The following is a 12,769-nucleotide window of genomic DNA, read 5'->3' on the forward strand; positions in this document are numbered from 1 at the left end:
GGGATTGGACACACTTCTCCGCTTCCTGGCGGCGCTTGCCGTCGGGGCGGCCGGCGGCGCGCTTTTCTGGTCGATCCATGCGCCACTGCCCTGGGTGCTCGGATCGATGGCGGCCTGCGCGGTCGCCAGCGTCGCCGGTTTGCCGATTCAGGCTTCCGCCGCCACCCGCCGCCCGATGGCGGCGGTGATCGGCGTGGTGCTGGGCAGCAGCTTTGGCCCGCATCTTCTGCCACAGGCGCGCGACTGGATCATCCCGCTCGCCGCCCTGCCCTTCTTCCTCGCCACCGCCGCGCTGCTGTGCGTCACCTATTTCCGCAAGGTCGCGAAGTTCGATCCGGCCACCGCCTATTTCGCCGGCATGCCCGGCGGCATTGCCGAGATGGTGGTGATGGGGGCGGAGCGCGGCGCTGACGAACGCGCCATCGGCCTGATCCATGGCGCGCGCATCTTCCTCGTCGTCTTCATCCTGCCCTTCCTGATCCGGCTCGACCATGCGCCGGTCGCGGCCAGCGCCATCACCCCGGTGACTGGCGACGTCGCCAGCTGGTCGCTGCTCTTCTGGGGGCTGGGCTGCGCGCTTCTGGGCCTGCTGATCGGCCGGCTGCTACGCCTGCCGGCCTGGCATCTGGTCGGGCCGCTGGCGGTCAGCGCCGCCGTGCATATGAGCGGCCTCGCCGATTTCCGCATTCCCGGCTGGGCGCTGGCCGCGGCACAGGTCGGCCTGGGCGCCACCATGGGCTGCCGCTTCGTCGGCCTGACGTTGAAGGAATTGCTGCGCATCCTCGCGCTGGCGGCAGGGTCGACGGCGATCCTGCTGGCCGTCACCTTTGCCTGGGCGGCGGGGATCGGTACACTTGCCGGGGTCGATCCGGTGCTGCTGACGCTCGCTTATTCGCCGGGCGGCCTCGCCGAAATGAGCATGGTCGCGCTCAGCCTGGCGCTGGAGCCGGGCGTCGTCGTCATCCACCATCTGACCCGCGTCATCCTGGTGCTGATCGGCGCGCCGCTCGGCTTTGCCTCCATGGGAAGGAAGAACGGGGCCGACTGACCGGCCCCGCCTTCTTATTTGGAAATGCACCTCTGGCGCATCCGGTGCCGCATCGAAAATGCGCGCTCCCGCGCATTTTCCAAACCAGCTCTCAGAACAGGGTGATGAGGCCCGTGGCCGGGTCGATCGCCCCTTCATAGATCATCTTGCCGGCGACATAGAGGATCACGACCAGGCCGAAATAGGCGATCGCGCGATAGCGTTCGATCACGCGGGCCAGCAGGTTCGCCGCCACGCCCATCAGCGCCACCGACAGGACAAGGCCGATCACCAGGATGCCGGGATGCTCCCGCGCCGCCCCGGCCACCGCCAGCACATTGTCCAGGCTCATGCTGACGTCGGCGATCGCGACCGCCCAGGCCGCCTGGGCAAAGCCCTTGGGCGCCGCCTTGCCGGCAATATCCTCGGCATCTTCCGGTTCGCCATGCGCGCGCAGTTCGCGCCACATCTTCCAGCCGACCCAGACCAGCAACAGGCCGCCGGCAAAGACCAGGCCGACAAGCTGCATCAACTGCGTCACCAGCAGGGCAAAGGCGATGCGCAGAACCAGCGCGGCGATCACGCCGATCGCGATCACCTTGCGCCGCGACGCAGGCGGCAGGCCGGCCGCCAGCGCGCCGACGACGATCGCATTGTCCGCCGCCAGCATGATGTCGATCAGCACGACCTGGCCAAAGGCGGCCAGCGCGGATGGAGAGCCGAGATTGGAAAAATCGGCGACTATGTGAGTCCAGATGTCGTTCATAAATCCTCTCGCCGTCCCGCAAGGCAACGACGTGAAGAACATCACCGCCGCAGCGAACAGCCTATTGGGTGTGAATTGGGCCGCCGCCGATTAGCGAAGCAGCCTGTCATCAACCTTTCAGCCGCGCTGTGCGGACATGGTGCGATGCCGCTGGCGCGGCTTGTTGAAGAAACGGATCGCCAGCCACCCCAGCAGCAGCGGCACCAGGCACAGGCCCAGCGCCATCATGGCGAAATGCTCCGCCTCGAAATCGAAATGGGTCAGACGGCCGCCGGCCAGATAGCCAGGCAGCAGCAGCGCCGGCACCCACAACAGGGCGGACAGGATATTGGCGATCTGGAACGGGCCATGCGGCATCTTCACCACGCCCGCGACCACCGGCACGGTCGAGCGGACCGGCCCCAGGAAGCGGCCAAGCAGCACCGAGATGAAGCCATAGCGGCGAAAGAAGAGCCGCGCCCGCGCAAAGGCCAGCCGATGCCCGCGCAGCCAGCGATGGCGATAGATGGCCGGCCCGACCGACCGCCCCAGCGTATAGGATACCCAGTCGCCCAGGATCGCGCCGAACACGGCGCAGGCGAACACCGGCGCCGGATCGACCAGCCCCGCCCCGATCAGCCCGCCGACCGCGATCATCGTGGCGATCGCCGGCACGAACAGCCCGATCACCACCAGCGATTCGAAAAAGGCCAGCACGCCGATGATCGGCCCGCTCCACCAGCCATAGCGGGTAATCATGTCCAGGATGAGATCAGACAGGTCAGACATGCTCGATCAACGCACCAACAGGGAAGGAGTCGCAACCTAGGGCGATCCGATGAGCCTTTGGTTAACCGATGGACGAGTTGTTTCCTGTCTGCGGCCGGACGGATGCTGTCAATGATAGTTTCTCAACCGATCCCGCCATGGCTTTGCATTTCCCGACAAACGGCTAGAAACCAGTCGCTTGCCACGAAAGGGCCATGACATATGGAATATCGCACGCTCGGTCGAACCGACCTCTGGGTCAGCCTGATCTGCCTTGGCACCATGACCTGGGGATCGCAGAACAGCGAAGCCGAAGCGCACGCCCAGCTCGACTATGCGATCGGCCAGGGCGTCAATTTCATCGACACCGCCGAAATGTATCCGGTCACCCCGGTCAGCCGCGACACCCAGGGCCTGACCGAAGCCTATATCGGCAGCTGGATCGCCGGGCGGAAGAAGCGCGACGACATCATCCTGGCGACCAAGGTGGCCGGCCCCGCCCGCGACCCCTCGCGCGGCATCCGCACCGCGGACCGGCTGGATCGTCGGAACATCGAACAGGCAATCGACGACAGCCTGCGCCGGTTGCAGACCGACTATATCGATCTGTATCAGGTCCACTGGCCCGACCGGCCCGTCCCCTCCTTCGGCGTGCGCGGCCTGTCCGCTCTGGCCGACCGGCCCGACACCGTGCCGATCGAGGAAACGCTCGATGCCCTTGCCGATCTGGTGAAGGCGGGCAAGATCCGCCATGTCGGCGTGTCGAACGAAACGCCCTGGGGCGTCAGCGAATATCTGCGCCTGGCGCGGGACCAGGGCCTGCCCCGCATCGCGTCGATCCAGAACGCCTATAATCTGCTCAACCGCGTGTTCGAAATCGGCCTGTCCGAATTTGCCCTGCGTGAAGATGTCGGCCTGCTCGCCTATTCGCCGCTCGCCGGCGGCAATCTGACCGGCAAATATCTGGGCGGGGTGATCGCGCCCGGCACCCGCCGCGACGTGGCGCGCCAGTTCGTCCGCTACGACCTGCCCGGCCAGGCCCCGGCCGCCGCCCGCTATGTCGCGATCGCCCATGCCCATGGCCTTGATCCCGCACAGCTCGCGCTCGCCTATGTCAACAGCCGCCCGTTCGTCACTGCGACGATCATCGGCGCAACCTCGCTGGACCAGCTCAGGGCCGACATTGACAGCGTCAACCTGACGCTCAGCGCCGACGCCATCGCCGCGATCGAGGCGGTCCATCGCGACCTGCCCGATCCCTGCCCCTGACCGGGGCCGGCCGCCGCGCTACAACGTCAGCCGGAACAGCGCGCCGCCCGACGGCGCGCTGTCGATCTCGATCGTGCCGTCATGCGCCAGCAGCACCTGCCGGCCAAGGCTCAGGCCAATGCCGCTGCCGGTCTTCTTGGTGGTGAAGAAGGGCAGGAAAATGTCGTGGCGCAGCGCCTCGGGCACGCCGGGGCCATTGTCCGCCACCTCGATCCGGGTGCGCCCGGCGTTGATCGCGGCGATGCTCAGCGACACTTCGGGCCGGTCGCGATGGCATTCGGCCGCATCCGCCGCATTGCGCAGCAGGTTGATGACCACCTGCGCCAACAGGTCGGGATCGGCATCGATGCGATGGTCCGCCGGGCTGACCCGCACCTCCAGATGCACGCTCGCGCGATCGGCATCGGCCGCGAACAGCTTGGCCAGTTCATCGGCAAAGGGCCGCGCCGCGAACAGGCGGCGATCGACCAGCGGCGGGCGCGTGATGGTGCGATAGGTTTCGACGAAATGCATTACCCCGTCGGCGCGCCGGGCCAGCGTATCGACGGCGGCACGGGCATCGGCGATCAGCGGATCGCCGCCATCGTCCGCCTGCGCCATCAGGTCCGACGCGGTGCGGGCGAGCGATGTCACCGGCGTCATCGAATTCATGATCTCGTGCGTCAGCACGCGGATAAGGTCGCTCTGCGCCGCCACCTCGACCGCGTTCAGGGCCTGCTGGATCACCTGCACCGCAATCACCCGCGTCGCCCCGCCCAGCCGGGTCAGGCTGGCGCAGCGGATCAGCACGCGCTGCGGCCCGATATCGGTCTCGATCAACATGGTCTGGCTGCGCCCCGGCTCCAGCGCCGTCAGCGTCGCGGCGAAATGGCCGCCATAGGGGGCATAATCGTCCGGCCGCACCCCGGCATGGCGGTTGAACAGCTTGCGCGCCGCCTTGTTCACCGGTTCGATCCGGCCATCGGGCGCGATCGTCAGCAGCGCGGCGGGCGCGTCATCGGCCAGCGCCTCGTAGAAGCGCGACGCCTCCTGCAAGCGCACCCGATCGTCGCGCAGCTTGCGGATGCCGCGATCCAGCGCCGCGCCCAGCTGGTCGAAGCCGCTGTCCGACCCCGGCCGGGCAAAGCGCGCCTGCAGGTCGCCAAACTCGATCGCCTCGACAAAGCGGGCCAGTTCGAAATTGGCGCGGCGCACATGATGCCATAGCGCCATAGCGCTGACTGCCGCCCCGATCGCGCACAGGATGCGCACCGCGCCAAGGTCCGGCGTCATCAGCGCCCAGGCGAGCGCCGCCAGGCACGCCATCGCCATGACCAGCCGCAGCGCCAGGCCGATCGAGAAGCGCCGATCAAAGCCCATGTTTTTCCATGCGGCGATAGAGGGAGGCGCGGGTCAGGCCCAGTTCGGCGGCGGCGCTGGAGATATTATAGCCATGCTTCATCAGCGCGGTCTCGACCAGCCGCCGCTCGACCCGTTCCAGATTCATGTCGTCGGGCGGTGGCGGCGCCTCCACCACGGCGGCGCGGTCGATCCGGACCGGCTCGGGACTGCCATGGCTGCGCAGCGGGATATCCTCGATGCCAAAGGGCGCGTCCCCGGCCAGGATCACCGCCCGTTCGATCGCATGGCGCAGCGCGCGGACGTTGCCCGGCCAGTCATAGGCGATCAGCGCCGCCATCAGATCGGGCGCGATCGGATGCACCGGCCGGGCATATTTGCGGGCATAAAGCGCATGATAATGGGCGACCAGCGCGGGAATATCCTCGCGCCGCTCGCGCAGCGGCGGCAGCACTATCTCGACCGTATTGAGCCGGAACAGCAGATCCTGGCGGAACCGCCCCTCGTCCGCGATCTGCCCGGCGCTCAGGTTGGTCGCGGCGATCACCCTGATGTCCACCGCCACCGGCTTGTTGGCGCCCACCGGCGTCACCTTGCGCTGCTCCAGCGCGGTCAGCAGCTTGGGCTGCAGGTGCAGCGGCAGATTGCCGATCTCGTCCAGGAACAGGGTGCCGCCATCGGCCGCCTGCAACCGACCGATCCGGTCGGCCCGCGCATCGGTGAAGGCGCCCTTCACATGCCCGAACAATTCGGAATCGATCACGCTTTCGGCCACCGCGCCCAGGTCCACCGGCAGCATGATCCGCTCGGCCCGGCGCGATCGGCGATGCAGTTCGCGCGCGACCAGTTCCTTGCCCGTGCCATTCTCACCCAGGATCAGCACATTGGCGTCGGTCGGCGCGGCACGGTCGATCAGTTGCTGCACCCGCGCCATCGCCGGCGACGTGCCGAGCAGCGGCGTCTCCCCCGCCGGCGCCGCCGCGATCATCGCCACCTTGTCCTTCTGCGCCACCGCCTTGCGCGACGCGCGCAGCGCTGCGGCCGTGCGCACCGTCGCCAGCAGCCGCTCGTTCGACCAGGGCTTGGTCACGAAATCGGTTGCACCGCGCTTCATCGCCTCGATCGCGACCTGCACCCCGGCATGGGCGGTAATCATCACGATCACCGCTTGCGGATCGCGCGCCAGGAAACGGCCGAGCCATTCGAACCCTTCCGCCGCATTGGTCGCCCCGCGCGAGAAATTGGCGTCGAGCAGGAACGCTTCGGGGGTCAGGCCGGCGGTCGCGGCAAAGGCGGATTCGGGGTCGCGAAAGGTCAGCACTTCGCCAAAGATCGCGCGCAGCAACAGGCGCGCGGCCAGCAATATGTCATCATCATCATCGATGACGACGCACAGCTCGAATGGCTTCTCCTGTGTCATCCGCCCCTCTGTCATCCGTTCGCTCCCGTACAGCGCCTGTCCGGAACCGTGCAATCAATATCCGTGCCAGACCCGTCACGACCCGGATTCTGTCCCGCACATGCCCGCAAAAAGGCAACTGGCACGCCGCTTGCGAAGCATCGGGCAAAGGGCGTGCGCGCCCATGTCCAGATGGAGACTGACAATGTATCGCCGGCCCGGCTCCTCGCTGTCAAAACCGCTTTCGATCCTGCTCGGCATCGCCGCCACCCTGCTGGTGATGGCCGCGCCGCAGGCCGCTTCCCGGCCGTTCGGCTGCGAAGCGCCACGCCAGATGGCGGCCGAGGCCGGGCATCTCCGCTGTCCCGCCCGCGCCGGCACCGGCTGCAAGCCCTTCCTCGCCTGATGTTCGGTATCGGACAAGCAATGTTCGGAATCGGACAGTGGAGCCGCCGCGCATGAGCGTCGTCAGCATGCCCAGCGAAACGCCGCGGGCCGCCGCGCCCACCAGTGGCGGCGCGATGGACCGGGTGGTGGCGCGCAAGACCCTGCCGCTGCGCGCGAAGATCGCGCTGGGCGCCGCCGGCGCGATCGCACTGCTCGGCACCGCCTGGTATTATATGCCCAGCAGCAACAGCCAGACCCTGCCGGCCGACCGCATCGTCGTTTCCACCGTCAGCCAGGGCCGGTTCGACGATTTCCTGCCGCTGCGCGCGCGCGTCACCCCGCTCATCACCGTCTATCTCGACGCGATCGAGGGCGGCCGGGTCGAAGAGGTGCTGGTCGAGGATGGCGCCACCGTCCAGAAGGGCCAGTTGCTCGCCCGCCTGTCCAACGCCGAACTGCAACTGTCGGTCCTCGCCCGCCAGACCGAAGTGACGCAGCAGCTCAATTCGATGCGCAGCCAGGAACTGGCGCTGTCGCAGAACCGGCTCACCAACAACCGCGCCATGCTGGAGGCCGATCTCGACCTCAAGAAGGCGCAGCGCCAATATGAGCGGGAAGCGCCGCTGGCCGCGCGCGGCTTCGTCGCCGGCCGGACCTTTGCCGACACGCGCGATGACCTCAGCTATCAGCGCGATCGCCGGGCCGTCCTCGCCCGCACCCAGCAGACCGACGAGCGGCTCCAGACCAGCCAGCTCGCCCAGTTGCGCGCCTCGGCCGAAACCCTCCAGTCCAGCCTCGGTGTCGCCCGCGCCAGCCTGGAGGCGCTCAATCTGCGCGCGCCGGTCGCCGGCACCGTCTCCGCTTTCTCGATCCAGGTCGGCCAGTCGATGGCGCGCGGCGAACGGCTGGGCCAGATCGACAGCCCCGGCCGCAACAAGCTGGTCGCCGGGATCGACGAATTCTATCTGCCCCGCGTCCAGCTTGGCCAGACCGCGACGGTCGACTGGGCCGGCAAGAGCTATCGGATGAAGGTCGCGAAAATCTATCCGACCGTGCGCAACGGCCAGTTCGAGATCGACCTGCAATTCCTCGACGGCGAACCGCCCCAGATCCAGCGCGGCCAGACGCTCCAGGCCAAGCTGACGCTGGGCGATCCGGTGCGCGCGCGCCTCATCCCCAATGGCAGCTTCTACAATGACACCGGCAGCTGGGTGTTCGTGGTGACGCCCGACGGCGGCGAGGCGGTGAAGCGCGCCGTGCGCCTGGGCCGGCGCAACGCCGATTATATCGAGATTCTCGACGGGCTGGAGCCCGGCGAGCAGGTGCTCACATCCCCCTATACCGGGTTTGCCGACAAGGATCGGCTGGTCCTCGAAAAGAAGTGAAAGGCAAAGACATGACCCAAGCGTTGCTCAGCCTGCGTGAACTCAGCCGCGTCTATCGCACCGACATGGTCGAAACCACCGCGCTCGACGCGATCGACCTCGACATCTTCCAGGGCGAATTTGTCGCGATCATGGGCCCGTCGGGCTGCGGCAAGTCGACCCTGCTGAACATGATCGGCATGCTCGACAGCCCGTCGAGCGGCTCCTACCGCTTTGGCGATACCGAGATTGCCGGCCTGCCCGAACCCAAGCTGGCGGGCATCCGCAAGACGCATCTGGGCTTCATCTTCCAGAGCTTCAACCTGATCGACGAACTGAGCGTGGCCGAGAATATCGAACTCGCCCTGCTCTATCACGCCATGCCCGCCGCCGAGCGCAAGGCGAAGGTCGAGGCGGTGATGGACCGGGTCGGCATCGCCCATCGCGCCCGCCACCGCCCCAGCCAGTTGTCGGGCGGCCAGCAGCAGCGCGTCGCCGTCGCCCGCGCGCTGGTGTCCGAACCGCGCCTGATCCTGGCCGACGAACCGACCGGCAATCTCGACACCAGCCATGGCGAGGAAGTGATGAAGATGCTCCAGACGCTCAACGCCGAAGGATCGACCATCGTCATGGTCACCCATTCGCCCGCCCATGCCGATTATGCCAGCCGCGTCGTCCACATGCTGGACGGCCGCATCCTGCAGGAACGGCGCCGCGCCGCCTGATAGCCCAAGACGGAGAGACTTCCCATGTGGCGCAATTATCTGACGGTCGGCCTGCGGTCGCTGCTCAAGAGCCGCACCTATGCGGCGATCAACATATTGGGGCTGGCGACCGGCATGGCGGCCTGCCTCATCATCCTGCTGTTCGTCCGCAATGAACTGACCTTCGACGCCTGGATGCCGCAGGCGGACCGGACCTTCCAGTTCCAGACCTATTATACCGATCCGCATGGCGGCCGCGAAAACAACCTGCAGATGGCGCCCTATGTCGCGCAGGCGGCGCTGCGGAAGGATTTCCCGCAGATCGCGGCGGCCGTCCATCTGCTGTCGGCGGGGCCAGTCGTGCTGCGCAACGGCGTCGCGACCGAAGTGGACGACATGAAATTCGTCGACGGCCCGGTATTCGACGTGCTCGACCTGCCGCTGGTGAAGGGCGATCCGCGCACCGCGCTGGCCAAGCCCGGCGACATGGTGCTGACCGACAGCGAGGCGAAGCGCCGCTTCGGCAGCGAAGACCCGATGGGCCAGACGCTGACGCTCATCTCGCGCGGCATCTCGACCGACTATCGCGTCAATGGCGTGCTCAAGGATCTGCCCAAGGCTTCGCACCTCAAGCTCACCATGCTCGCCCGCTATGATCCGCCCAGCTACTGGGCGCAGACACCCGATTTCCTCAGCCAATATGGCTGGCAGTCGGGCTGGATCTATGTCCGGCTGAAGCCCGGCGCCGATGTCAAGGCGATCAACGCCCAGCTGCCGCAATGGGAAAAGCGCAACATCCCCGACCAGTTTTTCGGCGGCCGCCGCTTCAACCAGGGCGACGACATGAACTTCGCCCTGGTCAATGTCCGCGACGTCCATCTTGGCCGGGCCCAGAACGGGTCGATGACGCCGGGCAATGATCGCGGCTCGATCATCACCTTCGCCATCGTCGCCCTGCTGATCCTGGGCATGGCCTGCGTCAATTTCGTCAACCTCGCCACCGCCCGCGCCAGCCAGCGCGCGCGGGAGGTTGCCCTGCGCAAGGTGCTGGGCGCCAATCGCCGCCAGCTGGTGTTGCAGTTCATCGGCGAATCCATCCTGGTCTCGGCGGTGGCGATGCTGGTCGCGCTGGCGCTGACCGAATTGCTGCTGCCGCTGGTCAGCCGCTTCCTCGACGCGGACCTCAGCCTCCATTATTTCGGCAGCGGCGGCCTCATCCTGCCGATCATCGGCCTGGTGCTGCTGGTCGGCGTGGCCGGCGGCGCCTATCCCGCCTTCTACCTGTCCCGCTTCCAGCCCGCCCGCGTGCTCAAGGCCAACAAGTCGGCCGCCGATGCGGAAGGATCGGGCCGGCTGCGCAGCGCACTGGTGGTCGCCCAGTTCGCCGTGTCGATCGGCCTCATCATCTGCACCGCGGTGGTCTATGCCCAGACCCTCTATGCCCGCAATTCCGATCCCGGCTACAAGCGCGAAGGGCTGATCCAGATTTCGGGCATCAGCCGCCGCCAGCTCGACCCGGTGCTCGACACGATGGTGCGGGAAATCGAGAAGGTCGACGGCGTGACCTCGGTCGGCCGCACCAATATCGGCATCAGCACCACCAACAACACCAACAGCGGCATATTGGTGCCCGGCCGTGAAGAGCCGATCAGCATGGGCATCTATCAGGTCGACACGAAATTCTTCGACACGATGGGCATCAAGCTGCTTGCCGGGCGGAGCTTCGACATCAACCGGCCGATCGACGACATCACCCGTCCCTTCCCGGAGGATCCGGAGGCCGAGCGGGCCTTTGCCGCGCGCGGCGCCAATACCGTGGTCAACGAACTGGCGGTCAAGCGCTTGGGCTTTGCCTCACCGCAGGACGCGATCGGCAAGCAGGTGCGCGGCGGTCTGGTGCGCGACGAATTTGGCGGCAGCGTGCCCATCACCATCATCGGCGTCGTCCAGGATTCGCGCTTCCGCTCGATCCGCGATCCGATGGACCCGATCTTCTTCCTCTTCGATCGCGACAATCATAACGAAATGCTGATCCGCTATCATGGCAATCCGGCGACGGTGCTGGCGCGGATCGAAAGCGTGTGGAAGCGGCTCGCTCCCGAAGTGCCCTTCACCGCCCGCTTCAGCGACGACATCGTGCGCGAAGTCTATCATGCCGAGGAAGCACGGGCCCAGGCCTTCGCCGCCTTCGCCCTGCTGGCGGTGATCGTCGGCTGCCTTGGGCTGTTCGGCCTGTCGGCCTTCACCGCGCAACGCCGGACCAAGGAAATCGGCATCCGCAAGGTGCTGGGCGCCAGCACGGGGAAGATCGTGCAACTGCTGGTCTGGCAGTTCACCCGCCCGGTGCTGATCGCCAACCTCATCGCCTGGCCGGTCGCCTGGTGGGTGATGCGCGACTGGCTCAACGGCTTCGACTCCCGCATCGCGCTGACGCCCCTGCCCTTCCTGCTGGCCGGCGGACTGGCGCTGCTGATCGCGATCCTCACGATCGGCGCGCACAGCTTCCGCGTTGCGCGCACCAACCCGATCCACGCGCTGCGCTACGAATGACAGAAAACAGGCCGGCCATCCTGGTGGATGACCGGCCTGCCTGTTTGCGGGACTGGCCCGCGCTTATTTCACCTGGGCGAGCGCCGCATTCATCCGCTTGGCGGCGAAGGGCGGCAGCTTGACCGCCTTGGCCGCCGTCACATCGGCCGCTGTCGGCTTGCCCACCTGCACCAGCGCCACCATGCCCATCGAATAATGGGGCATGCACTTGATGCCATAGAGGCCCGGCTTGCTGACGGTCAGCACCGCCTCCTTGTTCATCGCCCCCTTCATCGGGGTCGCGCCGGCCGGCAACATGGTGGAGATGGTCTCGGCATTATGGCTGGGATCGGTCGGCTGGAAATGGATCACGTCGCCGGGCGCCGCCTTCACGAAGGACGGCTCGAACACCATCGCGCCATCGGCGCCCTTGTTCTTCATATGGACGGTGATATCCTTGGCCGCGGCCGGCATCGCACTGGCCATGGCCAGGCCGCCGATGATCGCCAGCGCCGAACGATGAAGCATTTACTCTCTCCCGAAAATCAATGGTTTGAACTACCCCGTTAGCGTGCAACATGCCCAGAAACGGGGGCCAGACAATTGACCTTTGGTCCTATCGGCGCGCGGGTTGGACGGGCGTCAGGTCGCGTCCCAGATCGCGCCAGCCGTCCGTTCCCTCGGCCAGCCACCAGATATTGCGATAGCCCATCGCCCGCAGCCGTCGCGCCGCATTCCAGCCCATCCAGCAATCCGCGCGGCAGAAGGTGACGATCATCCGGTCGCGCCTCCCGCCGGTCAGCCGCGCAACCCCGCGCGCGAACCAGTCGGCGATATCCGGCATCGGCGCGCCCCGCCCGCTTTCGGGAAACCAGTGGGCGCCGGGGATGCTCTCATGCGGCTGGGCCAGTTGCCAGCGTCCGTCCGCCGCGCGATGGCCGCCCTCGGCCGGCAGCACATCTATCAGGATCATGTCGATATCAGGCCGCAACCCCGCGATAGCAGCCGGTGCGATCCGCCCCACCCCCTCGGGCGGGCGATGCACGGGGCTGCGATAATAAGCGATGCGATAGCCAGCCGCATCGAACAGCCCGGCCTCCTGCGCCTGCGCCTCCGTCACGCCAGGCACCAGCAGCAGCGCCGCCATCAGCCCGATCCTTGCCCGCATCCCCATCCCTCCCAGGCTCCACGACCCAAGGTGCAATGGTAGCCGGTTTTTCCCGGCGCTAGGCATGGACT

At 66.9% G+C, this 12,769-nt stretch carries 12 protein-coding genes; 6 read left to right on the forward strand and 6 right to left on the reverse strand.

Annotated elements, in window-relative coordinates; all coding sequences use genetic code 11:
* Positions 1-4 precede the first annotated feature (4 nt).
* Positions 5-1,048 (forward strand): AbrB family transcriptional regulator, encoded by a 1,044-nt coding sequence (locus ACI6S0_RS12620; protein WP_017501375.1) that lies wholly within the window; start codon positions 5-7, stop codon positions 1,046-1,048.
* 91 nt (positions 1,049-1,139) lie between these two features.
* Here ACI6S0_RS12620 and ACI6S0_RS12625 read toward each other — a convergent pair whose 3' ends face one another.
* Both ACI6S0_RS12625 and ACI6S0_RS12630 read right to left on the reverse strand, forming a co-directional pair.
* Positions 1,140-1,793 (reverse strand): YjbE family putative metal transport protein, encoded by a 654-nt coding sequence (locus ACI6S0_RS12625; protein ID WP_169860141.1) that lies wholly within the window; start codon positions 1,791-1,793, stop codon positions 1,140-1,142.
* Between the two features lie 117 nt (positions 1,794-1,910).
* Entirely contained in the window at positions 1,911-2,561 is a 651-nt protein-coding gene (locus ACI6S0_RS12630) for a DedA family protein (protein WP_004208058.1), read from the reverse strand.
* Between the two features lie 201 nt (positions 2,562-2,762).
* On the opposite strand from ACI6S0_RS12630, the gene ACI6S0_RS12635 reads away from it, so the two are divergent.
* The gene (locus ACI6S0_RS12635; RefSeq protein ID WP_313228960.1) at positions 2,763-3,809 is read left to right on the forward strand and encodes an NADP(H)-dependent aldo-keto reductase; all 1,047 of its coding nucleotides are present in this window, start codon (positions 2,763-2,765) and stop codon (positions 3,807-3,809) included.
* An 18-nt stretch (positions 3,810-3,827) separates the two neighbouring features.
* On the opposite strand, the gene ACI6S0_RS12640 is transcribed toward ACI6S0_RS12635, so the two are convergent.
* Together ACI6S0_RS12640 and ACI6S0_RS12645 are read right to left on the reverse strand one after the other, a co-directional pair.
* Positions 3,828-5,168 (reverse strand): sensor histidine kinase, encoded by a 1,341-nt coding sequence (locus tag ACI6S0_RS12640; protein WP_434403253.1) that lies wholly within the window; start codon positions 5,166-5,168, stop codon positions 3,828-3,830.
* Entirely contained in the window at positions 5,158-6,567 is a 1,410-nt protein-coding gene (locus ACI6S0_RS12645) for a sigma-54-dependent transcriptional regulator (protein ID WP_434403254.1), read from the reverse strand. Before ACI6S0_RS12645 ends, ACI6S0_RS12640 begins: the two co-directional genes overlap by 11 nt.
* A gap of 184 nt (positions 6,568-6,751) precedes the next feature.
* On the opposite strand from ACI6S0_RS12645, the gene ACI6S0_RS12650 reads away from it, so the two are divergent.
* From ACI6S0_RS12650 to ACI6S0_RS12665, 4 genes are read left to right on the forward strand one after another with little or no spacing between them, the layout of a single operon-like run.
* A complete protein-coding gene (locus ACI6S0_RS12650; RefSeq protein WP_004208062.1) occupies positions 6,752-6,952 on the forward strand; it encodes a hypothetical protein in 201 nt (66 codons plus the stop codon).
* A gap of 52 nt (positions 6,953-7,004) precedes the next feature.
* Entirely contained in the window at positions 7,005-8,318 is a 1,314-nt protein-coding gene (locus ACI6S0_RS12655; protein ID WP_434403255.1) for an efflux RND transporter periplasmic adaptor subunit, read from the forward strand.
* Positions 8,319-8,329: 11 nt separating this feature from the next.
* Positions 8,330-9,022 carry an ABC transporter ATP-binding protein gene (locus tag ACI6S0_RS12660; protein ID WP_313336252.1) on the forward strand — a complete coding sequence of 231 codons (693 nt, stop codon included), beginning with the start codon at positions 8,330-8,332 and terminating at the stop codon, positions 9,020-9,022.
* Between the two features lie 24 nt (positions 9,023-9,046).
* On the forward strand, positions 9,047-11,551 hold the full coding sequence (locus ACI6S0_RS12665; protein ID WP_434403256.1) for an ABC transporter permease: 2,505 nt from the start codon (positions 9,047-9,049) through the stop codon (positions 11,549-11,551).
* 63 nt (positions 11,552-11,614) lie between these two features.
* Here the strand turns inward: ACI6S0_RS12665 and ACI6S0_RS12670 are convergent, their stop codons facing one another.
* Together ACI6S0_RS12670 and ACI6S0_RS12675 are read right to left on the reverse strand one after the other, a co-directional pair.
* Complete coding sequence (locus ACI6S0_RS12670) at positions 11,615-12,058, reverse strand: pseudoazurin (protein WP_017501382.1); 444 nt, start codon at positions 12,056-12,058, stop codon at positions 11,615-11,617.
* 88 nt (positions 12,059-12,146) lie between these two features.
* Positions 12,147-12,677, reverse strand: a complete 531-nt coding sequence (locus ACI6S0_RS12675) for a rhodanese-like domain-containing protein (protein ID WP_434403257.1) — start codon at positions 12,675-12,677, stop codon at positions 12,147-12,149.
* Positions 12,678-12,769 lie beyond the last annotated feature (92 nt).

The organism is Sphingobium sp. DN12 (assembly GCF_051058005.1).
GTDB classification, from domain to species: Bacteria; Pseudomonadota; Alphaproteobacteria; order Sphingomonadales; family Sphingomonadaceae; genus Sphingobium; species Sphingobium yanoikuyae.

Excerpts from the sequence above, each read along its gene's own strand:
- ACI6S0_RS12625 (WP_169860141.1), bottom strand. The coding sequence starts at position 1,793 with ATGAACGACATCTGGACTCACATAGTCGCCGATTTTTCCAATCTCGGC.
- ACI6S0_RS12630 (WP_004208058.1), bottom strand. The coding sequence starts at position 2,561 with ATGTCTGACCTGTCTGATCTCATCCTGGACATGATTACCCGCTATGGC.
- ACI6S0_RS12635 (WP_313228960.1), top strand. The coding sequence starts at position 2,763 with ATGGAATATCGCACGCTCGGTCGAACCGACCTCTGGGTCAGCCTGATC.
- ACI6S0_RS12640 (WP_434403253.1), bottom strand. The coding sequence starts at position 5,168 with ATGGGCTTTGATCGGCGCTTCTCGATCGGCCTGGCGCTGCGGCTGGTC.
- ACI6S0_RS12645 (WP_434403254.1), bottom strand. The coding sequence starts at position 6,567 with ATGACACAGGAGAAGCCATTCGAGCTGTGCGTCGTCATCGATGATGAT.
- ACI6S0_RS12650 (WP_004208062.1), top strand. The coding sequence starts at position 6,752 with ATGTATCGCCGGCCCGGCTCCTCGCTGTCAAAACCGCTTTCGATCCTG.
- ACI6S0_RS12655 (WP_434403255.1), top strand. The coding sequence starts at position 7,005 with ATGAGCGTCGTCAGCATGCCCAGCGAAACGCCGCGGGCCGCCGCGCCC.
- ACI6S0_RS12660 (WP_313336252.1), top strand. The coding sequence starts at position 8,330 with ATGACCCAAGCGTTGCTCAGCCTGCGTGAACTCAGCCGCGTCTATCGC.
- ACI6S0_RS12665 (WP_434403256.1), top strand. The coding sequence starts at position 9,047 with ATGTGGCGCAATTATCTGACGGTCGGCCTGCGGTCGCTGCTCAAGAGC.
- ACI6S0_RS12670 (WP_017501382.1), bottom strand. The coding sequence starts at position 12,058 with ATGCTTCATCGTTCGGCGCTGGCGATCATCGGCGGCCTGGCCATGGCC.
- ACI6S0_RS12675 (WP_434403257.1), bottom strand. The coding sequence starts at position 12,677 with ATGGCGGCGCTGCTGCTGGTGCCTGGCGTGACGGAGGCGCAGGCGCAG.